Annotated in this window: 14 protein-coding genes; 9 read left to right on the forward strand and 5 right to left on the reverse strand. The window is 67.8% G+C overall.

Annotated elements, in window-relative coordinates; genetic code table 11:
- Positions 1 to 4: 4 nt before the first annotated feature.
- Positions 5 to 922, forward strand: coding sequence for a phosphoglycerate mutase (locus tag C1925_RS10010; protein ID WP_108768739.1), 918 nt, complete (start codon positions 5 to 7; stop codon positions 920 to 922).
- Between the two features lie 314 nt (positions 923 to 1,236).
- On the opposite strand, the gene C1925_RS10015 is transcribed toward C1925_RS10010, so the two are convergent.
- Complete coding sequence (locus tag C1925_RS10015) at positions 1,237 to 2,268, reverse strand: DUF1176 domain-containing protein (RefSeq protein ID WP_108768740.1); 1,032 nt, start codon at positions 2,266 to 2,268, stop codon at positions 1,237 to 1,239.
- A gap of 215 nt (positions 2,269 to 2,483) precedes the next feature.
- Here C1925_RS10015 and recJ point away from each other — a divergent pair, with 215 nt between their 5' ends.
- Entirely contained in the window at positions 2,484 to 4,241 is a 1,758-nt protein-coding gene (recJ, locus tag C1925_RS10020; protein WP_108770675.1) for a single-stranded-DNA-specific exonuclease RecJ, read from the forward strand.
- 170 nt (positions 4,242 to 4,411) lie between these two features.
- Positions 4,412 to 7,225: a VIT domain-containing protein gene (locus C1925_RS10025; protein ID WP_108768741.1), complete on the forward strand. Its 2,814-nt coding sequence runs from the start codon at positions 4,412 to 4,414 to the stop codon at positions 7,223 to 7,225.
- Between the two features lie 177 nt (positions 7,226 to 7,402).
- On the opposite strand, the gene imm45 is transcribed toward C1925_RS10025, so the two are convergent.
- From imm45 to C1925_RS10040, 3 genes are all read right to left on the reverse strand, one after another.
- Positions 7,403 to 7,744, reverse strand: coding sequence for an Imm45 family immunity protein (gene imm45 / locus C1925_RS10030; RefSeq protein WP_108768742.1), 342 nt, complete (start codon positions 7,742 to 7,744; stop codon positions 7,403 to 7,405).
- A 141-nt stretch (positions 7,745 to 7,885) separates the two neighbouring features.
- Positions 7,886 to 8,857 carry a phosphatase PAP2 family protein gene (locus tag C1925_RS10035; protein WP_108768743.1) on the reverse strand — a complete coding sequence of 324 codons (972 nt, stop codon included), beginning with the start codon at positions 8,855 to 8,857 and terminating at the stop codon, positions 7,886 to 7,888.
- Between the two features lie 133 nt (positions 8,858 to 8,990).
- Positions 8,991 to 10,196 carry an acyltransferase family protein gene (locus C1925_RS10040; RefSeq protein WP_108768744.1) on the reverse strand — a complete coding sequence of 402 codons (1,206 nt, stop codon included), beginning with the start codon at positions 10,194 to 10,196 and terminating at the stop codon, positions 8,991 to 8,993.
- A 216-nt stretch (positions 10,197 to 10,412) separates the two neighbouring features.
- Here C1925_RS10040 and C1925_RS10045 point away from each other — a divergent pair, with 216 nt between their 5' ends.
- Positions 10,413 to 11,234, forward strand: a complete 822-nt coding sequence (locus C1925_RS10045) for a LytTR family DNA-binding domain-containing protein (RefSeq protein WP_254051419.1) — start codon at positions 10,413 to 10,415, stop codon at positions 11,232 to 11,234.
- 33 nt (positions 11,235 to 11,267) lie between these two features.
- Here the strand turns inward: C1925_RS10045 and C1925_RS10050 are convergent, their stop codons facing one another.
- Positions 11,268 to 12,008, reverse strand: coding sequence for a M48 family metallopeptidase (locus C1925_RS10050; RefSeq protein ID WP_108768746.1), 741 nt, complete (start codon positions 12,006 to 12,008; stop codon positions 11,268 to 11,270).
- 185 nt (positions 12,009 to 12,193) lie between these two features.
- Between C1925_RS10050 and prfB the strand changes: the two genes are divergently transcribed.
- The 5 genes from prfB to lysS all read left to right on the forward strand — a co-directional run bounded on the left by prfB (position 12,194) and on the right by lysS (position 19,835).
- A protein-coding gene (gene prfB / locus C1925_RS10055; protein WP_108768747.1) for a peptide chain release factor 2 occupies positions 12,194 to 13,319 on the forward strand; the annotation gives its coding sequence in 2 pieces (ribosomal slippage) (positions 12,194 to 12,268 and positions 12,270 to 13,319; 1,125 coding nt in all).
- A 44-nt stretch (positions 13,320 to 13,363) separates the two neighbouring features.
- On the forward strand, positions 13,364 to 14,146 hold the full coding sequence (locus C1925_RS10060; RefSeq protein ID WP_108768748.1) for a helix-turn-helix transcriptional regulator: 783 nt from the start codon (positions 13,364 to 13,366) through the stop codon (positions 14,144 to 14,146).
- Positions 14,147 to 15,069: 923 nt separating this feature from the next.
- Positions 15,070 to 16,455 carry an NAD-dependent succinate-semialdehyde dehydrogenase gene (locus C1925_RS10070; RefSeq protein ID WP_108768750.1) on the forward strand — a complete coding sequence of 462 codons (1,386 nt, stop codon included), beginning with the start codon at positions 15,070 to 15,072 and terminating at the stop codon, positions 16,453 to 16,455.
- A gap of 63 nt (positions 16,456 to 16,518) precedes the next feature.
- Positions 16,519 to 18,159: an acetolactate synthase large subunit gene (locus tag C1925_RS10075; RefSeq protein ID WP_108768751.1), complete on the forward strand. Its 1,641-nt coding sequence runs from the start codon at positions 16,519 to 16,521 to the stop codon at positions 18,157 to 18,159.
- 164 nt (positions 18,160 to 18,323) lie between these two features.
- Positions 18,324 to 19,835 (forward strand): lysine--tRNA ligase, encoded by a 1,512-nt coding sequence (lysS, locus tag C1925_RS10080; RefSeq protein WP_108768752.1) that lies wholly within the window; start codon positions 18,324 to 18,326, stop codon positions 19,833 to 19,835.
- Positions 19,836 to 19,938: the final 103 nt, after the last annotated feature.

Raw genomic sequence — 19,938 nt, forward strand, 5'->3', positions numbered from 1 at the left:
CCGGGTGGCAACGGCGACCCTGTTGTTGCCGGCACGCAGCCGCTTTGCAGCGGCTGCACTGCCAGACGAGGTGGCGCGCGCCCTGGGCCGCGCCACCGCCGTGCAGCGGGATGCGGGTGAACGCGCCCAGCTGCAGCGCCACTTCACCGTGGCCGCGCCGCACTGGCCGGTCGCCGCACTGACCCGCCAGCGCGATGTCGGCGATGCCGCTGGCGCGTGCTGGCTGCGCGCCGATCCGGCCTGCATGGTGCCGGACATGCACGGTGCGCGGATGATGGGCCACGGCGAGACGCTGCGGCCGACCCTGGCCGACAGCCTTGCGCTGCTGCCGGTGCTGCAGCCGTTGTTCGCCGATGCCGGCTTCGTGCTGGATGCGCCGGACCCGGCGCGCTGGTACCTGCGCCTGCCGATCGACATCGACCTGCCGACCTTCGACAGCCCCGACGACGTGCTGGGCGATGACCTGTTCTCGCACCTGCCCGAAGGCGAGGCCGGCCGTCGCTGGCGTGCCCTGATGACCGAGGCCCAGGTGCTGCTGCACAACCATTCGTGGAACCAGCAGCGTGCCGCACAGGGCCAGCAGCCGATCAATTCCCTGTGGTTCTGGGGCGGCGGCGTGATGCCGGTCTCGGTGACCACGCAGCACGTGCAGGTACGCAGCCGCGACGCCCTGCTGCAGGGCCTGGCCCAGGCTGCCGGCGTATCGGTCGATGGCGAGCAGTCCGTCGATGCCCTGGTCGACCTGCGCCAGCTGCGTTCGCTGCAGCAGCTGGGCAACGATGCCATCCGCCCGCTGCTGGTGGCCTTGCAACGCGGTGAGCTGCAGCGCTTGGTGCTGGATTTCGAAGACGGCCTGCAGTTCCAGCTGGACAAGCGCCAGCGCTGGCAGTTCTGGAAAAAGCCCCGCCAGCTGCACGACTGAGCGGTGTCGGAGGAGCGGGGTCGGATCCCGTTGCTGCGCAACGGGCTCTGACCCCAGATGTGCCGACCAAGGTCGACACCTACCAACAGCGGCACGGGGTCGGATCCGTTTTCCTTGGGAAAACGGCTCTGACCCCATCTCGAATATCGGTATCTGACAGATGTGTCGACCAAGGTCGACACCTACCAGAAGCCGTGCCGACCAACGGTCGGCACCCACCAACAGCCGCGTGAACCTGCCATTCCACGGATAGCCCGCTGTTGCTGTTGCTTTGGCTGTTGCCTCTGCAGGTGCAGGGCGCAGCCCTGCCAACCTCACTTCACCGTACTGACCACCGTAGGCAGCTGCCAATGCCCGCCCGGCATGCCGCGGCACTGGCCGGTCGTGAACTCACTGCTCTTCACGAAGCGCGCGCCATCCCACGCCCAGTCATGGCCGGAAATGCAGTCGCCGATGCCGCGGCCACGGAAGCGCCCCTGCAGCAGGCGCGACTCCCGATCAAAGTCCTCCGCATCGGAGGTCACGAACTGCGCCTGGTACGGCGCCTTGTCCTGCACCACCCAGTAGCCGCTGCTGAAGTTGTATGCCCCCCTGAAGCAGCTGGTGCTGGCCAGCACATGCCCGGCATCAAGCCGCTGGATCTCGATCTCATCCTGCTCGCCCTCGCTTACGCGCATGCATTCGTCGGCATCCGGAAGCGCAGCGATCATCGCCTTGCGCAGCGCCGGCACCTTGGCCAATGCCGCATCCGTGCTGCGCGGTACCAACAGCGCACCACGCACGATCACCGGCACCGGCAGTGCTGCCGGCACGCTCGCTTCCGCCTTGTCGCCACGGCGCACCAGCGCACCAGGCGTTCCCAGCCGACCCTGCGCCTCATCCATCTTCAACAGCACGGCCGTGGCGCCGCTGTCGGAGATCGGCCACAGCTTGCCCTTGCCATCGACGATCTCGATGCGCGCCTTGCGGGGCAGGGCGGCGACCAGGGCATCGGTCTGCGCCTGCTTCAGCAACACCTTCTCGGCATTGCCGGTGTCCTGCACGGGACCCAGGTCCTTGCCATTCAGGCGCAGGCGCAGCGCGCCGGTCGGCATCGGGCTTTCACCATCCTCGCCATTGCGCAGGCGCGCGATCACCGGCGCATTGGGGCCACCTGCACGTTCCAGCATCAGGCTGAGTAGGTTGCCGGGCTCTTCAGCGCTGTAACCCACGGCGCGGCAGGTGCGGGTGTTGTCACAGGCCAGCGACCAGTCGTTGTGCTCGAACTCCACGCCGGCCTTTGGTTCGGGCGTAGCGGCGTGGGCGGCCGGGGCCAGGGTGAGGGCCAGAAAAAGAATGTGGCGCATGGACAGAAATCCGTTTCGGGGCCGGCAAGCATGGAAGAAACGGCGGGGGATTCCAAATGCTTCAGACGGGGTCAGACCCCTCTGCGGGCAGAGGGGTCTGACCCCGGACTCCAAATGCCTGGAATGGGGTCAGATCTCTCTGCCCGCAGAGGGCTCTGACCCTGTCTCCAGCCCCGCGTTATCATGGTGACGTCTTCCGCAACCCGGCGATGCCGATGTCCCTTGCCGCCGATGCTGCGCTGCCTGTGTCCGATACCCCGATGATCCTGCGCCGCGAGCCGGTGCAGCCTGGTGCATGGCCCGACGACACGCTGCCGCTGCTGGCCCGCCTGTACGCCAGCCGCGGCGCGACCACGCCGGACCTTGCGCTGCCGCGGCTGGGCAACCTGCATGCGCCTGAGCTGCTGACCGGCATCGACGCGGCGGTCGCGCTGCTGGTCGAGGCCATCGCCAACGACAAGCGCATCCTGGTGGTGGGCGATTTTGATTGCGATGGCGCCACCGCCTGCGCGGTCGGCGTGCGCGGCCTGCGCATGCTCGGCGCGCAGCACGTGTTCCATGCCGTGCCCAACCGCATGGTGCATGGCTACGGCCTGTCGCCCTCGCTGGTGGAGGAGCTGGCCGAGCTGCAGCCAGACCTGCTGGTCACCGTCGACCACGGCATTGCCTGCCATGCCGGCGTCAACGCCGCCAAGGCGCGCGGGTGGCAGGTGCTGGTCACCGACCACCATCTGCCGGGACCGCTGCTGCCACCGGCCGATGTCATCGTCGACCCGAACCTGGAAGGCGACGGCTTCCCCAGCAAGTCGCTGGCCGGTGTCGGCGTCATCTTCTACGTGCTGATGGCCCTGCGCCGGCAGATGCGCGAGGCCGGTGTCTTCGCCGATGGCAAGGGCCCGGACCTGACCACGCTGCTGGATCTGGTGGCAGTCGGTACCGTTGCCGATCTGGTGGTGCTGGACGCCAACAACCGCGCCCTGGTCAGCGCTGGCCTGCGTCGGCTGCGTGCCGGCCATGCCTGCGTCGGCCTGAAAGCGCTGATCGAAGCCAGCGGTCGTGATGCCGCACGGCTGACGGCCACCGACATTGGTTTCGCGCTCGGCCCACGCCTCAATGCGGCCGGCCGCCTCGAGGACATGGCGCTCGGCATTGCCCTGCTGCTGGCCGAAGATCCGCGCCAGGCCCGCGACATCGCCCAGACCCTGGAGCAGATCAACGCCGAGCGCCGCGCCGTGCAGCAGTCGATGACAGACGCCGCCGAGCAGGCGCTGTCGCGCGTGGTGCTGCAGTCCGAGGGCGAGCGCCCGGTGGCGGCCTGCCTGTTCGATGCCGACTGGCACCCCGGCGTGGTCGGCCTGGTCGCATCGAAGATGAAGGACCGCCTGCACCGCCCGGTGATCGCCTTTGCACCCGCCGAGCCAGGTGCGGATACCCTGCGCGGATCGGCCCGTTCGATCCCGGGCCTGCATATCCGTGACGCACTGGCGCTGGTCGATGCGCGCCATCCCGGCCTGGTCGAGCGCTTTGGCGGCCACGCGATGGCCGCCGGCCTGAGCATGCGCCTGGAGCATCTGCCCGCGTTCAAGGCCGCCTTCGTCGCCATCGTGCAGGAAGTGCTGGACCCGGCTGCGTTGCAGCAGCACGTGCTCAGCGATGGCGAACTGGGTGTGCACGAACTCGACCACCGTCACGCCGACGCCCTGCGCCTGGCCGGCCCCTGGGGCCAGGGCTTCCCCGAGCCGCTGTTCGACGGCCATTTCGAAGTGGCCAACTGGCGCGTGCTGAAGGAGCGCCACCTGAAGCTGGAACTGCGCCTGCCCGGCCTGCCGGGCACGGTCAACGCCATCCACTTCGGCGGCTGGCACGGCAATGCACCGAGCCGCCACGTGCACCTGGCCTACCGCCTGGCCTGCGATGATTACCGCGGCGGCACCGCGATCCAGCTGATCGTCGAGCACTGCCTACCTGCGTGACGGCGGAGTGCCGCGCTTCGCGTTCGCCGGGCATGGCCCGGCGCTACCAGAGGCCCCGCACGCTGCGGTAGCGCCGGGCCATGCCCGGCGGACTGCATCCACGTTCGACCCGTAACCCCACCTGCCGTGTTGGTGCGTTAAACCGTCCACGATCCCACTGGAGCCGTGCCATGGTCTTTGCCCGCTGTGCCCCCCTGATCCTGCTGGTGCTGGCGGCCTGGCCCGTTGACGCGCAGTCGCCCCGCCACGCGCGGCCTCAGCCCAGCACGCCGCTGCTGATCGCCCCGGCCGCCGAACAGCCGATCCAGCTGCGCGAGGCGCGCATCGAGGGCGAGGTCCAGGCGGGCATCGCGCAGACCCGCATCACCCTGGAGTTCCATAATCCCAACAGCCGCGTGCTGGAAGGCGAGCTGCAGTTCCCGTTGGGGGATGGCCAGCAGATCAGCGGCTTCGCGCTGGACATCAATGGTGAGCTGCGCGAGGCGGTGCCGGTGCCGAAGGATCGCGGCCGCCAGGTCTTCGAGGAGATCGCGCGCCGCGGTGTCGACCCGGGCCTGCTGGAACAGACGGCGGGCAACCAGTTCCGCCTGCGCGTGTATCCGCTGCCGGCCGGCGGCAGTCGCCGCGTGCAGCTGGTGGTGCGTGAGCCGCTGGCCTACGCCGGTAACGGCTGGCAATGGGCATTGCCGCTGCAGTTCGCTGCAGGCGCGGGCTCGGTGAAGCTGGATCTGCAGGCAGCAGGCGCTGCGACTACCGGCAAGGCGCCATTCGCCCTGCAGGGCGGTCAGCTGCACTGGCAGGGGCGTGGCGCACAACTGCCGGCACAGCTGCAGTGGACCCTGCCTGCGGTGCGCCAGTCGCAGGTGCAGGTGGCGAAGTGGCAGGACGGTCACTACCTGCTGGCCCAGCTGCCGGTGCCCGCTGACCGTGCGCCGCGCACGGTGCCGAGCGAGGTCGGCCTGCTCTGGGATGGCTCCGGTTCCGCCGGCCAGCGCGACCGCACCCGCGAGTTCGCGCTGCTGGACCGCTACTTCGCGGCGATGGGCGAGGGCAATGTCGTGCTGACCGTGCTGCGCGACCGCCCCGAGGCCGAGCGGCGGTTCCGCATCCGCAAGGGCGACTGGAGCGCGCTGCGCCAGGCGCTGCAGCAGGTACGGCCGGACGGCGCCAGCGCGCTGGCCAACTGGCAGCCGCAGCCCGGCGTAAAGGAATACCTGCTGGTCAGTGATGGCCTGCTGACCTACGGCCCGGAAGCACTGCCGACGCTTGCCGCTGGCCAGCGCCTGTTCGCGATCAGCAGTGCCGGCGCACGCACGGATGTCACCCGTCTGCGTGGCTGGAGCGAGGCCCACGGCGGCCGTTTCGTGGCGCTGGGCAATGACCTGCAGGCTGCCACGCGCGAACTGCTGTCCGCGCCGCTGGATATCCAGATCGACGCCGGGCGTGGCGTGCAGGATGTGGTGATCGATCGCCGCAGCGAAGCGCAGGGCTGGCTCTGGCTGCATGCTCGCCTCGCGGCCGAGGGCGTGCCGATGCGCGTGCGCGTCGATGGGGGCGAATGGCAGGCGCTACCGTCGACCACCCGCAGCGACGATGGCGACCTGCTGGCTGGCCTGTGGGCGCAGGCGCGCCTGCAGCAGCTGGCGGTGGACCGGCGCAGCAACCGCGAAGCGATGCAGCGCCTGTCGCAGCAGTTCGGGCTGGTGGGCCCGGATACCTCGCTGATCGTGCTGGAAACCCTGCAGGACTACCTGCGCTACGCGATCCGCCCGGCCGGTGCGCTGCGCGCCGACTATGACCGCGGCTATGCGCGCCAGGTCGCTGACCGTGCAGCCGAGGACCGCCGCAGGCTCGACAAGGTGGCCGCACAGTGGAAGGAGCGCCAGCAGTGGTGGAACCGCAGCTGGCCGAAGCAGGCGCCGCCGTCTGCGGCGAAGGAGATCCTCCACGACCCATCGGCAGCCAGTGCACCGATGGCACTGCTCGCCGCGCCCGCACCGGCCGCCACATCCCTGGATGCCATCGCGGTGACCGGGTCGGCGATCGAGGATGAGGCAGGGCCCGCGAACAACGGCCAACTCGGCATCCAGCTGGCCGCCTGGCAGCCGGACTCACCGGTGGCCCGTCGTCTGCGCCAGGGGCCGCCGGCCCAGCTGTACGACCGCTACCTGGCCGAGCGTGCCGCGCATACCGACAGCAGCGCGTTCTTCCTCGACGTCGCCGATCTGCTGCTGCAGCAGAACCAGCGCGAGCTGGCGCTGCGCGTGCTGTCCAACCTGGCCGAGATGGACCTGGACAACCGCCACCTGTTGCGCGTACTCGGCTACCGCTTGCTGCAGGCCGACGCGCCCGCGCTGGCCGTGCCGGTGTTCGAACAGGTGCTGGCGATGGGCCAGGAAGAGCCGCAGAGCTTCCGCGATCTCGGCCTGGCGCTGGCCGCAGCCGGCAAGCCGCAGCAGGCGCTGGAACCGCTGTACCAGGTGGTGGTGCGTCCGTGGGATGGCCGCTTTGATGGCATCGCCCTGATCGCGCTTGATGAGCTGACCAACCTGGTGTCACGCAGCCGGCCGCAGCTCGATACCCGCGGCATCGATCCACGCCTGCTGCAGGCCATGCCGCTGGACCTGCGCGTGGTGCTGGCCTGGGACGCCGACAACAGCGACATGGACCTGTGGGTGACCGACCCCAACGGCGAGCGCGCGTACTACGGCAACCGGCTGACCTACCAGGGCGGACAGATGTCGCAGGACTTCACCGGCGGCTACGGCCCCGAGCAGTTCTCGCTGCGCGATGCCAAGCCCGGCAGGTACAAGGTGGAGGCCAACTACTTCGGCAGCCGCCAGCAGCTGGTGACCGGCGCGACCACCCTGATGTTGCGGCTGACCACCCATTGGGGCACGCCGCAGCAGAAGGACCAGATGGTCACCATGCGATTGAAGGATCGCGCGGAGACCGTGCTGGTGGGTGAGTTCGAGGTGCGGTAGAGCCACGCCATGCGTGGCCGCGTGGAATCCACCGCGTCCGCCGGGCATGGCCCGGCGCTACCTCGCCCGATTCATCCACGCATGGCGTGTATCTACGATGCGCGGCGGGCTGCCTTGGAGTAGAGCCACGCCATGCGTGGCTGCCATTCGCCCGCGTAAAGTCGAGCTGGCTCGACTCTACGTTTCTCCCGGGATCGGTGCGGGATAGCGGCGAAGGACTTGGACCTTCTCGACCGGACAATCCGCGTAGACCCATTGTGTCCATTCCGAGACGAGCCATTCAGTGCGCACGCTGCGCCCATTCGGACTCGCGGATTCTCGTGGAAGAAGCACCAGGATCAGTCCAGCCTTATGCCCTGTGCAGACGATGAGTCCATGAGGACGCTGCTCATCAGGATTATCGAACAGCATGAGATCGACCATTTCTTCGTGGGGCCACACTCCAGGGAAGCGGAAGATGGTCCCATGGCTCAGCTCATCGTCGGTGAGTTCAAGTAGCGGTTGCAGGTTGGATGTCATCGTGACGCCTGTGGCCGGATCTGGCGCGATTGCGGGCCTCGACGCATAGAACACGTTCCTGTGTGGAAGTCGAACGGGGAGAGTCGCAAGGTGCGGTGGCACATTCAATGCGAATAATTGCAATCGCCGTGAGGTTGGGTATCAGGTGCCGGCGGCCCTGCGCGGAATCCACCGTGCCAGCGCAATGCCTCCACCGAGGATCAGCAGCGTGCCTACGGTGTGCCACAACAATGCCGTAACCGGTGCATCCGGCAGCGAAATGATGTCTGCGAGCCAGCCAACGACCGGCCGCGCCAACAGGTAGACCACCACCACGGCCAACACGCGCAGCACCCGCTGCACGACACCCTGCGGATCGGCCGGCCAGCCGCGCCACTGCAGCCACGCCACCAGCAGGGCAAGTGCGAGCAGGCGCGAGGCTTCACCCAGCGGTACCAGGGGCGTCCACAACGAGGCCCACGACAACGCCACGCCCAGGCCCAGCAGTACCGGCAGCTGCCAGCGCCGTTCTCCACGCAGCCCCGGCATCAACTGCCACGCCAGCAGAGCGACGCCGACACCTATCAACCAACCGGCCAGCACATCGGCCAGGAAGTGCCGGCCCAGATACATGCGCGAGATCGCCATCAGCAGGGGCCAGCCCAGCACCAGCGTCCAGCGCAGCCAGCGGCGGCGGATGCCGAATGCCAGCAGCAGGGCGACGCCCGCCGCGGTAGTGATGCCCACGTGACCACTGTTGAAGCCATAGTCGGCGTGCGGCTGCGCCCGCAGCATCGCGGTGGCCTGCGCATCGGGCAGTGCCCAGAAGGTATGGCCGCCGCCATCCACCACGAACGGGTGCGAAGGCTCGCCTTTGTCCAGCACCGCCGCATCCACATCGGAGGGGCGGGGCAGGGCGGCGCTCTGTTTGATCGCATGGGTGGCGCAGGCCATCAGCAGCACGGCCAGCATCACGCAGAGGCCGGCGCGCAGCCGTGCACCGAACGCGCACACCAGGATCAGCGCGGTATAGGCCATCTCGTAACCGAGCAGGCTGATGAACTGCATCACCGACAGGAACCAGCCGGCGTCGAAGGTGTGCTGCAACCACAGGTGCCACTGCGTCTGGAACATCCGTTGTCCTCATTTTCGGGTTGCTGACCAGACCCAGGTAGAGCCGAGCCCATGCTCGGCTCACGACCGGAGCAGCCGAGCATGGGCTCGGCTCTACAGGACCGGGCCAAAGCAGCCGAGTGTGGACCCGGCTCTACACCGCCGCAACACGTGCCACGGGCAGTGATGGCGATGCGGCGCGCAGGCCGAACAGCGGGCGCAGCCAGCGCACGCGACGGATCAGCAGCTCGTGGATCAGCAGGCAGCCGCCAACGGTGCCGGCCACCAGCAGGGCGGGTTCCAGCCATGAGCCAAGCTGCAGCGGGCGCAGTGCATACAGCAGCGCGATCAGCACGGTCTGGTGCAGGATGTACCAGCTGAACACCGCTTCCCGGCAATAGCCCAGGCCTGGCCACGGGCGGGACAGCAGCACCCGGGCCCAGCCGAACAGCGCCAGCAGCATGCACCAGGTATAGAGCGCCCGGCCGACGCGTTCGGTCTGGCCCCACGGCAGTGCCAGTACCCAGGCGTCGACATCGCCCACATGCGGCAGCCGGGCCAGTGCGCGGATGCCCAGTTCCAGGCACAGCCCCAGCACGGCCAGCGCCAGGGTCAGCCGGCGCCCGCGCACCAGCAGCTCCCAGCCACGCTGCCAGCGTGCCGCCAGGAAGCCGCCCAGGAACAGCGGCAGCGACTCGGCATGGACATAGGCGTCGTTCACCAGTGCATGGGTCGGCGGCCAGCGCGGCAGCACGACCAGCACTGCCCAAGACAGCCAGGTCACCGGCAGTACCAGCAGCATCCCGCCCAGCAGGCGGTCACTCAGCTGCCACGTGGGCAGCACCGTGCGCACCGGCCGCAGCAGGCTGGCCAGCACCACCGCCAGCACGGTGTAGGGCAGCAGATAGGCCAGGTACCACAGATGGTTCCAGGTAAAGCCGAACTCGGCGCCGGTGAAATGTGCGCCAGGCCATGGTTTGAACTGCCAGTAGCGCCACAGGAACTGGGCCAGCCCCGGCGCCACGTCACCCTTGTCCAGCGCCTCGTAGTAGGCCTGCAGGGACACCACCGCGACGATGCCAAACAGCAGTGGCAGCAAGAGTCGCCAGCAGCGGCGCAGCGTGTTGCGCATTCGCCCGTGCTCGGGGAGCGACAGGCCCAGGGCGATGCCGCTGATGGCGAACAGCAGCGGCATCCGCCAGCGGTTCATCGCGATCATCGGCCATTGCAGCCATTCGGCGGTGTAAGCGCTCTTGAGGTGGAAATCCCAGCCGGCCACATAGGCCATTGCGGCGTGGTAGAGGATCAGCAGCGCGAAAGCGGCAATGCGAAGGGTGTCCAGATCGTGTCGACGGTGCATGGGCGGCGGGCATCGGAAAGAAGCTGCAGCGTCCGCCTGCCGGGCCTTGTCCTCCAGCGGGAGGGGCGCAATGGAGGTGGCGCTGGGGCCAATGGTGGGGTGGCAGGGACCAATGGCGGATGCGCGCGGGGCCGGATGGGCAACAATGGCGGCATGGAAAATGGAGATCCGGCGGCGTTGTCCGTCCAAGCTGCAGAGCGTCCGCATCGCCCAGGGATGACCGCCGTGTTCTGGGCGGTGCTGTTCCTGGGCACCGCGGTCGCCAATGTGCTGGTAAAGTGGATGCGGGCGTTGCGTGACGGGGAGGCCTTCCTGACAGGGGCAGCCTCGATCGAGGAGTTCAGCAGCGCGCTGGCCAGCCTCGGTCTGCTGGCCCTGCTGCATGCCGCCGCCCGGCGCTGGCCGCTGCATGCCGATACCTGGCGCCGCCGGATCGGCTTCTATGTGCTGGGTGCCATCGCCTGGTGGCTGCTGCACGTCAGCGCCATGGTCCTGCTGCGCAAGTTGGCCTTTGCCGTGATCGGCCAGCACTACACCTATGGCGACTGGCCGGCGCAGTGGTTCTACGAGTTCTTCAAGGACGTGCAGACCTACAGCCTGCTGGTGATTGCCGTGCATGCCGTGGCTTGGTTCGGCCGCCAGCGCCAGGGTGAGGCCCACCTGCTGGCGCCGCCTGACGACGGCCCGCCGGTGGAACCGGTCGAACGCCCGCAGCACTTCCTGGTGCGCAAGCTGGGCAAGGAATTCCTGGTGGCCACCGGCGATGTGGAGTACGCCCAGGCCGCTGGCAACTACGTGAACCTGCGGGTGCGCGGCCACGATTACCCGCTGCGCATCACCATGGCGGTGCTGGAGCAGCGGCTGGACCCGGCCGTGTTCCTGCGCCCGCACCGCAGCTGGCTGATCCACCGCGGGCAGCTGCGCTCGATCGAGCCGCTGGACGGTGGTGAGGCCCTGCTGCACATGGCTGACGGGGCGAAGGTGCCGTGCAGCCGGCGCCAGCTGCCGCTGCTGCGGCAGACACTGGGCGGGTTCTGAGCGGGCGGACCTGATGGCCCGCCCGCCTGCGGATTACTTCTTGTCCTTCTTGATCATCGCATCGATACGCGCGGCGCGGGCATCCGAGCCGGGGTGCGAGGACATCAGGCCACCCTTGCTGGACAGCTTGCGGAACATGCTCGCCAGGGCAGCCGGGTCGTAGCTGTGGCGCTTCATGAACTGGTAGCCGTACTCGTCGGCAGCGCTCTCTTCCTTCTGCGAGAACTGGGCGTTGATGAAGCTCTCGCCCAGTTCACCGAGCTGGCCCTGGCTGAGCTGGGTCAGGTTGCCGTTGCCGGACGCGGCCAGGCCGTCGCGGCCCGCCGAGGCGAGCAGGGCGGTGCGCATCTTGGACTTGCTGTGGCCCAGCTTCACATGGCCGATCTCATGGCCGATCACTCCTCGGATCTCGTCGTCGCTGGCCATGTCCATCAGGCCGGTGTAGACGCGCACGCAGCCGTTGGCCATGGCCCAGGCGTTGACGTCGGCGGTGCGGTAGACCTTGAAGTTCAGGTTCAGCCCGTCTTCGTTGGCCAGGCCCTGGGTGATCTTGGCCAGGCGCTGGGCATAGGGATCGTTGCCGGTCACCACCTGGTTTTCCTTGTCCATGTAGGCGCACGCCTGGTCGGCCGCCTGGGAGACCTCGGCGTCGGACAGGGTCAGCGCCTTGCCTGCCTTCAGACCGGTGCTGCTCAGGCTCTTCAGGTCGATGGCCGAGGCGTTGGCGGCGAGCAGGCAGGCGGCCAGGCACAGGGTGGAACGAATGATCGTCATTGAATTGGTGCTCCTTGAGGTTGGGATGGTCCGCGTGGCCCCTGTTCCTCCCGCGGCGGTCGGGAAGTCTACCGGGATGATGTGGAAGGATGTGAAGCGGAGGCCACAGGACCCGTCCTGCCTCGCCCGGGGGAGGGCGCCTGCGGTATCATCGGCAGTCATCTATCTAGTGCATGACCGCCGACATGATCGAACTGAATCCTGTCCGCCAGCGCATCACCGATCTGACCGATCGTGTGGTGTCGCTCAGGGGGTATCTTTGACTACGACGCCAAGAAAGAGCGTCTTGAAGAAGTAACGCGGGAGCTGGAGAGCCCCGACGTCTGGAACAATGCCGAATACGCGCAGAACCTGGGCCGTGAACGCTCCAGCCTGGAGAAGACCGTGGGCGGCATTGCCGCGGTGCTCGACGGCCTGACCGATGCGACCGAGCTGCTGGAACTGGCTGAATCCGAACAGGACGAAGACACCGCCCTGGCCGTGGTCGCCGATCTGGACAAGCACCAGGCCCACGTGGAGAAGCTGGAATTCCAGCGCATGTTCTCAGGCGAGATGGACAATGCCGCCGCGTTCGTCGACATCCAGGCCGGTGCCGGTGGTACCGAAGCCCAGGACTGGGCGGAAATCCTGCTGCGCATGTACCTGCGCTGGTGCGAATCGCGCGGCTGGAAGACCGAGCTGATGGAAGTGTCCGGTGGCGACGTGGCCGGCATCAAGTCGGCGACGCTGCGCGTGGAAGGCGATTACGCCTATGGCTGGCTGAAGACCGAGACCGGCGTGCACCGTCTGGTGCGCAAGTCGCCGTTCGACTCGGACAACCGCCGCCACACCAGCTTCACCTCGGTGTTCGTGTCGCCGGAAATCGATGACAACATCGACATCACCATCAACCCGGCCGACCTGCGTACCGACGTGTACCGCTCGTCCGGTGCCGGTGGCCAGCACGTGAACAAGACCGAGTCGGCGGTGCGTATCACCCACATCCCGACCAACATCGTCGTGGCCTGCCAGACCGGCCGCAGCCAGCACCAGAACCGCGACAACGCGATGAAGATGCTGGCCGCCAAGCTGTACGAACTGGAGATCCAGAAGCGCAACGCCGAGAAGGACGCAGTGGAAGCCACCAAGTCCGACATCGGCTGGGGCAGCCAGATCCGCAACTACGTGCTCGACCAGAGCCGTATCAAGGACCTGCGCACCGGCATCGAGCGTTCGGACACGCAGAAGGTGCTCGACGGCGACCTGGACGAGTTCGTCGAGGCCAGCCTGAAGGCCGGCCTGGCCGTGGGTTCCAAGCGCATCGATGCCTGATCCACGCGCCTGCGCAGTTATCATCGCCTCCGCACAGGGGGGCGATGTTGCGCAGCGAGAGTGAACGCCGGGAACTGGGCGGCTTCCTGAAAGCCTGCCGCGCCCGTGTCGACCCCGTCACGCTTGGCCTGCCGGCTGGGCGTCGGCGCACCCCAGGCCTGAAGCGTGAGGAAGTAGCGCTGGCCATCGGGGTCAGTGTCAGCTGGTACACCTGGATCGAGCAGGGCCGCGAAGTACGTGCCTCGCCCGAGGTGCTCGAGCGCCTGGCGAACGTGCTGCGCCTGAGCGATGACGAGCGCGCGTATGCCTTCGCGCTGTCCGGTTACGGCGTGCCGCTGGAATCGCCGGACGAAAGCGTGACCGACGGCCTGCGCCAGCTGGTGGAGGCGATGCAGCCGATCCCGGCGTACGTACGCAACACGCGCTTCGACATTCTGGCCTGGAACGCGGCCATTGCCGACCTGTTCGTGGATTACAGCCAGTTCCCGCAGAACCAGCGCAACACACTGTGGCTGATGTTTCTGTACGCGCCTTACCGCGAACGCATCCTCAACTGGGAAGAGATGAGCCGTGGCCTGCTGGCCGGGTTCCGGGCGGCGATGGCGCAGGCGCCGGACAAGGCACCGTTCCTGGCGCTGGCCGAGGACATTTCGGCGCAGAGCGAGCAGTTCCGCCTGTGGTGGCCGGAGCATGACGTCCGTCGTTTCGACGAGGGGGCGAAGAAGCTGATGCATCCCACGCGTGGGTTGCTGGACCTGCAGTACGTGGCGCTGGTGCCGGAAAGCCGGCACGACCTTTCGCTGGTGACCTACCTGCCGCGGAAGTAGGGGGTTTGTCCGGCAGGGCTTGCAGCCCTGCACCTGCTTCAAGCCACGTCCACGTCAAAAGCCAGAGCGGCATTCCGTGGGATGGCGGGGCACTGTGGGTTTGCGGGGACGCCGTAAACCCCCCTCCGGGGTCCGGCCCAGCCGCTGGCGGCTGTGCGTTCGGGCGCTCGCGAAGCAGTGCTTCGCAAGCAAAGCGCCCTCACCCATGGGGGCTTGGTCGCCGCTTGCTCGTGTGCGCTGTCCTGCGCACACGGCAAGACCGGGGTTGGGCGTCCTGCCCAACCCGCCCGAGGCATGTCTCGGGCCCATGCGGCTCACACCCCGCAAACCCACAGTGCCCCGCCTTCGACAGGTTCACGCGGCTGTTGGAACCTGCTGGTGGTGGGTGCCGACCGTTGGTCGGCACATCTGTCGGATATCGATATTCAAATGGGGTCAGAGCCCGTTGCGCAGCAACGGGATCCGACCCCGTGCCGACCAACGGTCGGCACCCACCAAAGCAGAACGCCGTGCTCCGACAGATCGCGGAGGTTTGTCGAAGGCGGGGTGGGTCCGGTTGAGGGGGTGTGAGCGGCATGGATGCCGCGACCAAGCCCCCATGGGTGAGGGCGCTTTGCTTGCGAAGCACTGCTTCGCAAGCGCCCGAACGCCCAGCCGCCAGCGGCTGGGCCGGTCTGGGGGTTTACGGCGTCCCCCTCAACCGGACCCACCCCGCCATCCCACGGAAAGCCAGCTTTTGACGTTGACGTTGCCGTGGCTTGAAGCAGGTGCAGGGCTGCAAGCCCTGCCATAACACCCCCTCCCTATACAGGTAAGTGCAGGTCACAGGATAAGCAGACGCCTTGTTGCTGCCATCGAACAGGTCCACATTCCTGTCCAGGACACGGGCCGCCGGCCCGTTGTCGAGACAAGAGGAGACCTGCATGTCCGCTGCCCCCACCACCGCCATCTCCCGCGATCCGGCCACCGGCCAGCAGATCGCCAGCCACCCCTTCGCCACCGCCGCTGAGTTGGAAGACCTCCTGCAGCGCGGCCAGGCCGGCTTCGTCGCCTGGAGCGCGCAGCCGCTGGACGCGCGCGCTGACGTGCTGCGTGCCATGGCCACCGTCCTGCGCCGTGACCGCGAGCCGCTGGCCGCGATGGCCACCGCCGAGATGGGCAAGGTCCATGCCGAATCGCTGGCCGAGATCGAGAAGTGCGCGCTGCTGTGCGATTGGTATGCCGATAACGGTGCGCAGTACCTGTGCGACGAGCCCACCCAGGTGCCTGATGACAAGGCCTACGTGTCCTACCTGCCGCTGGGCGTGGTGCTGGGCATCATGCCGTGGAACTTCCCATACTGGCAGGTGATGCGCGCGGCGGTGCCGATCCTGATGGGCGGCAACGGTTTCCTGCTGAAGCCGGCCGAGAACATCGTCGGCACCGCGCAGCTGCTCGATGCCGCCTGGCGCGAAGCCGGCCTGCCGGACGGCACCTTCATCGCCGCCAACATCAGCCGCGAGGGCACCAGTGCCGCCATCGCCGATGACCGCATCGCCGCCGTCACCCTCACCGGCAGCGTCGCCGCCGGCCGCAGCATCGCCGCCCAGGCCGGGCAGGCGCTGAAGAAGGTGGTGCTGGAACTGGGCGGCTCCGACCCCTTCATCGTGCTCGCCGATGCTGACCTTGATGCCGCGGTCGATGCGGCCGTGGCCTCGCGCTTCCAGAACACCGGGCAGGTCTGCATCGCCGGCAAGCGGATCATCGTCGAAGAGGCTGTCTACGAGCGTTTCGTGGCGCAGTTCTGCCAGAAGGTGCAGGCGCTGACCATCGGTGACGGCCGCGAAGCCGGCAACCGCATCGGCCCGATGGCTCGCCAGGACCTGCTCGAGCAGCTCGACGCACAGGTGCGCGCCTCGGTCGACGCCGGCGCGCAGCTGCTGGTCGGCGGCCATCAGCTGGATCGCCCGGGCAGCTTCTACGCACCCACCGTGCTGGCCGGGGTGGAGCCGGGGATGCAGGCCTTCGATACCGAGACCTTCGGGCCGGTGGCCTCGATCAGCCGCGCCCGCGACGCCGACCACGCAGTGGAGCTGGCCAACCAGAGCGAATTCGGCCTCAGCGGCAACCTGTGGACCGGCAACCATGAACGGGCCATGCAGCTGGCGCGCCGCCTGCAGACCGGCGGCGTGTTCGTCAACGGTTTCTCGGCCTCCGACCCGCGCGTGCCGATCGGCGGCGTGAAGAAGAGCGGCTTTGGCCGCGAGCTCTCGCACTTCGGCATCCGTGAGTTCGTCAACGCGCAGACGGTCTGGTTCGACAAGCGTTGACGCGCGGTTTCCACCCTTCCTGCAACGATCCACCATCAGTCCAGCGATAAGGACGGCATTCCAATGTCCAAGGGTTCAGATCTGCTTGTCGCCGCACTTGAGAACGAAGGCGTCGAGCGCATTTTCGGTATTCCCGGCGAAGAAAACCTCGACGTGGTCGAGTCGCTGCGCCATTCCAGCATCGAGCTGGTCATCACCCGCCACGAGCAGGCGGCGGTGTTCATGGCCGCCACCTACGGCCGCCTGACCGGCAAGCCGGGCGTGTGCCTGGCCACCCTCGGCCCGGGCGCGCTGAACTTCACCACCGGCGCGGCCTATGCGCTGCTGGGGGCATGGCCGGTCATCATGATCACCGGCCAGAAGGGCATCGTTGCCAGCAAGCAGGCGCGCTTCCAGATCGTGGACATCGTCAGCACGATGAAGCCGCTGACCAAGCTGGCCCGGCAGATCGTCTCGGCGCGCACCATTCCGACCATCGTCCGCGAGGCCTTCCGCGTGGCCCAGGAGGAGCGCCCGGGCCCGGTGCTGCTGGAGCTGCCCGAGGACATCGCCGCCACCGAGGTGGAGGGCGTTTCCCTCATTCCCACCCACGCGGTGGACCGGCCGATTGCCAGCCCGGAGGCGCTGGACCGCGCGGCGGAGATCATCCGCGGTGCCAAGCGGCCGCTGCTGATGATCGCCTCGGCGGCATCGCGCCCGCAGTCCAGCGAAGTGCTCTCGGCCTTCGTGCAGCGCGCCGGCATCCCGTTCTTCACCACGCAGATGGGAAAGGGCGCGGTGGCGGGTGGCTCGGGCCTGTACATGGGTACTGCGGCGCTGACCGAGCGCGACTACGTGCACATGGCCATCGACCAGGCCGACGTGATCGTGACCATCGGCCACGAAGTGACCGAGAAGCCGCCCTTTGTGATGCGCCCGGGTGGCCCGACCGTCATCCACATCGGCTACTCGCAGGCTGCGGTGGAGCAGGTGTATTTCCCGCAGGTGGAGGTGATCGGCGATATCGGCCGCTCGCTGACCCAGCTGGCCGACCGCATCGAGGGCGCCGTGGCGCATGCCGATGCGCTGCTGCCGCTGCGCGCGACCATCCTCGAGCACCTTGCCGACCGTGCCGAGGAAGCGGGCTTCACCCCGCAGCGACTGGTACATGACGTGCGCCACGTGATGCCGCCGGACGGCATCGTGGCGCTGGACAACGGCATGTACAAGATCTGGTTTGCGCGCAATTACCGCACCCAGGTGGCCAATACGCTGCTGCTGGACAATGCCCTGGCGACGATGGGCGCGGGCCTGCCGTCGGCGATCATGGCTTCGATCCTGTATCCCGAGCGGCGCGTGCTGGCGGTCTGTGGCGATGGCGGCTTCATGATGAACAGCCAGGAGCTGGAGACGGCGCGGCGGCTGGGGCTGAACCTGGTGGTGCTGATCCTCAACGACGGCGCCTACGGGATGATCCGCTGGAAGCAGGCGGTGGATGGCTTCACCGATTACGGCATGACCTTCAGCAACCCGGATTTCGTGAAGTACGCCGAGGCCTATGGCTGCAAGGGCCATGAGGTGACCGCCATCGAACAGTTCATCCTGACCCTGGAGGCGGCCTTCAACGAGGGCGGGGTGCACCTGGTCTCGGTGCCGGTGGACTACGCGGAGAACCAGCGGGTGCTGGTGGAGGAACTGCGGCAGGCGTTCCCCGGGAACGGGTGAAGTGGCGCCGGGCCGCGCCCGGCGGATTCCTGCCGACTGACCGCCGGGCATGGCCCGGCGTTACCGGCTCCGGCGGGGCCCGGGGAGGGCGGTTTTGGTATGCTGTCCAACCGGCTGCGCCGGGCGCTGTACCCCCCCTCCCACTACACGATTCCCGCAGATCCATGAGCGAAGCTACCGATACCCCCCCCGTCGACGAAAACAAGTTGATCGCCGAGCGCCGTGAGAAACTCAAAGCGCTGCGTGGGCAGGGCATCGCGTACCCGAACGACTTCCGTCGCGAGGACTTCGCCGGGCAGCTGCAGGCAGACTTCGCCGATGCCGGGACCTGGACCGCCGAGGCCCTGGAAGGCAACGGCCGCCAGGTGAAGATGGCCGGCCGCCTGATGGCCAAGCGCATCATGGGCAAGGCCAGCTTCGCCCAGATCCAGGACGAATCCGGCCGCATCCAGCTGTTCCTGCAGGGCGGCGCCCTGGGCGACGCCTACACCGCCTTCAAGGGCTGGGACGTGGGCGACATCATCGCCGTCGAAGGCGCCCTGACCCGTACCAAGACCGGCGAGCTGTCGGTCAAGGCCGAATCGATCCGCCTGCTGACCAAGTCGCTGCGCCCGCTGCCGGACAAGTGGCACGGCCTGGCCGACGTCGAGCAGCGCTACCGCCAGCGTTACGTCGACCTGATCGTGACCCCGGAATCGCGCGCGGTCTTCATCAAGCGCTCCAAGATCATCCGCGCCATGCGCGCGTGGCTGGACAACCGCGACTTCCTCGAAGTCGAGACGCCGATGATGCATTACATCCCCGGCGGCGCGGCGGCCAAGCCGTTCACCACCCACCACAACGCGCTGGACCTGGACCTGTACCTGCGCGTGGCGCCGGAGCTGTACCTCAAGCGCCTGACCGTGGGTGGCCTGGAGCGCGTCTACGAGATCAACCGCAACTTCCGCAACGAAGGCGTCAGCACCCGCCACAACCCGGAATTCACCATGATGGAGCTGTACGAGGCCTATGCCACGTACACCGAGATCATGGACCTGACCGAGGGCGTGATCCGTGACGTGGCCACCACCGTCAACGGTGGCACCGAAGTGGAGTGGGACGGCGCGAAGATCGACCTGGGCCCGGCCTTCCGCCGCTGGCGCATGGACGAGGCGGTGCGTCACCACAACCCGGAAATCTCGGCCGCCGACTGCACCGACCGCGAGGCGCTGCTGCGCCATTGCGAGCGCCTGAAGATCCGCGTCAAGCCGTCCTACGGCTGGGGCAAGCTGCTGCTGGAGATCTTCGAAGCGACCGTCGAACACACCCTGATCCAGCCCACCTTCATCACCGACCACCCGGTGGAGGTCTCGCCGCTGGCCCGTGCCAACGACAACGATCCGGGCTATACCGACCGCTTCGAGCTGTTCGTCAACGGCAAGGAGCTGGCCAACGGCTTCTCCGAGCTGAACGACCCGGAAGACCAGGCGCAGCGCTTCCAGGCCCAGGTGGCCGCGAAGGAAGGCGGCGACGACGAGGCCATGCATTACGACGCCGACTACATCCGTGCGCTGGAGTACGGCATGGCACCGACCGGCGGCCTGGGCATCGGCGTGGACCGCCTGGTGATGCTGCTGACGGGCAGCAGCTCGATCCGCGACGTCCTGCTGTTCCCCTACATGCGTCCCGAGCAGTAAGACGCAGTTCCGCTCCCGACTGTGCGCGCCGTCCCGGATCCGGGCGGCGCCATTGACGCGATCCGCACTCGGCGTATGGTTGTTGCACGGCCTTGACACCCGC

The sequence above is a fragment of the Stenotrophomonas sp. SAU14A_NAIMI4_5 genome, assembly GCF_003086795.1.
Classification (GTDB): Bacteria; Pseudomonadota; Gammaproteobacteria; order Xanthomonadales; family Xanthomonadaceae; genus Stenotrophomonas.

What these genes read in the sequence shown, in the direction of transcription:
- C1925_RS10015 (WP_108768740.1), bottom strand. Translation starts at nt 2,268, where the DNA reads ATGCGCCACATTCTTTTTCTGGCCCTCACCCTGGCCCCGGCCGCCCAC.
- recJ (WP_108770675.1), top strand. Translation starts at nt 2,484, where the DNA reads ATGTCCCTTGCCGCCGATGCTGCGCTGCCTGTGTCCGATACCCCGATG.
- C1925_RS10025 (WP_108768741.1), top strand. Translation starts at nt 4,412, where the DNA reads ATGGTCTTTGCCCGCTGTGCCCCCCTGATCCTGCTGGTGCTGGCGGCC.
- imm45 (WP_108768742.1), bottom strand. Translation starts at nt 7,744, where the DNA reads ATGACATCCAACCTGCAACCGCTACTTGAACTCACCGACGATGAGCTG.
- C1925_RS10035 (WP_108768743.1), bottom strand. Translation starts at nt 8,857, where the DNA reads ATGTTCCAGACGCAGTGGCACCTGTGGTTGCAGCACACCTTCGACGCC.
- C1925_RS10040 (WP_108768744.1), bottom strand. Translation starts at nt 10,196, where the DNA reads ATGCACCGTCGACACGATCTGGACACCCTTCGCATTGCCGCTTTCGCG.
- C1925_RS10045 (WP_254051419.1), top strand. Translation starts at nt 10,413, where the DNA reads ATGACCGCCGTGTTCTGGGCGGTGCTGTTCCTGGGCACCGCGGTCGCC.
- C1925_RS10050 (WP_108768746.1), bottom strand. Translation starts at nt 12,008, where the DNA reads ATGACGATCATTCGTTCCACCCTGTGCCTGGCCGCCTGCCTGCTCGCC.
- C1925_RS10060 (WP_108768748.1), top strand. Translation starts at nt 13,364, where the DNA reads ATGTTGCGCAGCGAGAGTGAACGCCGGGAACTGGGCGGCTTCCTGAAA.
- C1925_RS10070 (WP_108768750.1), top strand. Translation starts at nt 15,070, where the DNA reads ATGTCCGCTGCCCCCACCACCGCCATCTCCCGCGATCCGGCCACCGGC.
- C1925_RS10075 (WP_108768751.1), top strand. Translation starts at nt 16,519, where the DNA reads ATGTCCAAGGGTTCAGATCTGCTTGTCGCCGCACTTGAGAACGAAGGC.
- lysS (WP_108768752.1), top strand. Translation starts at nt 18,324, where the DNA reads ATGAGCGAAGCTACCGATACCCCCCCCGTCGACGAAAACAAGTTGATC.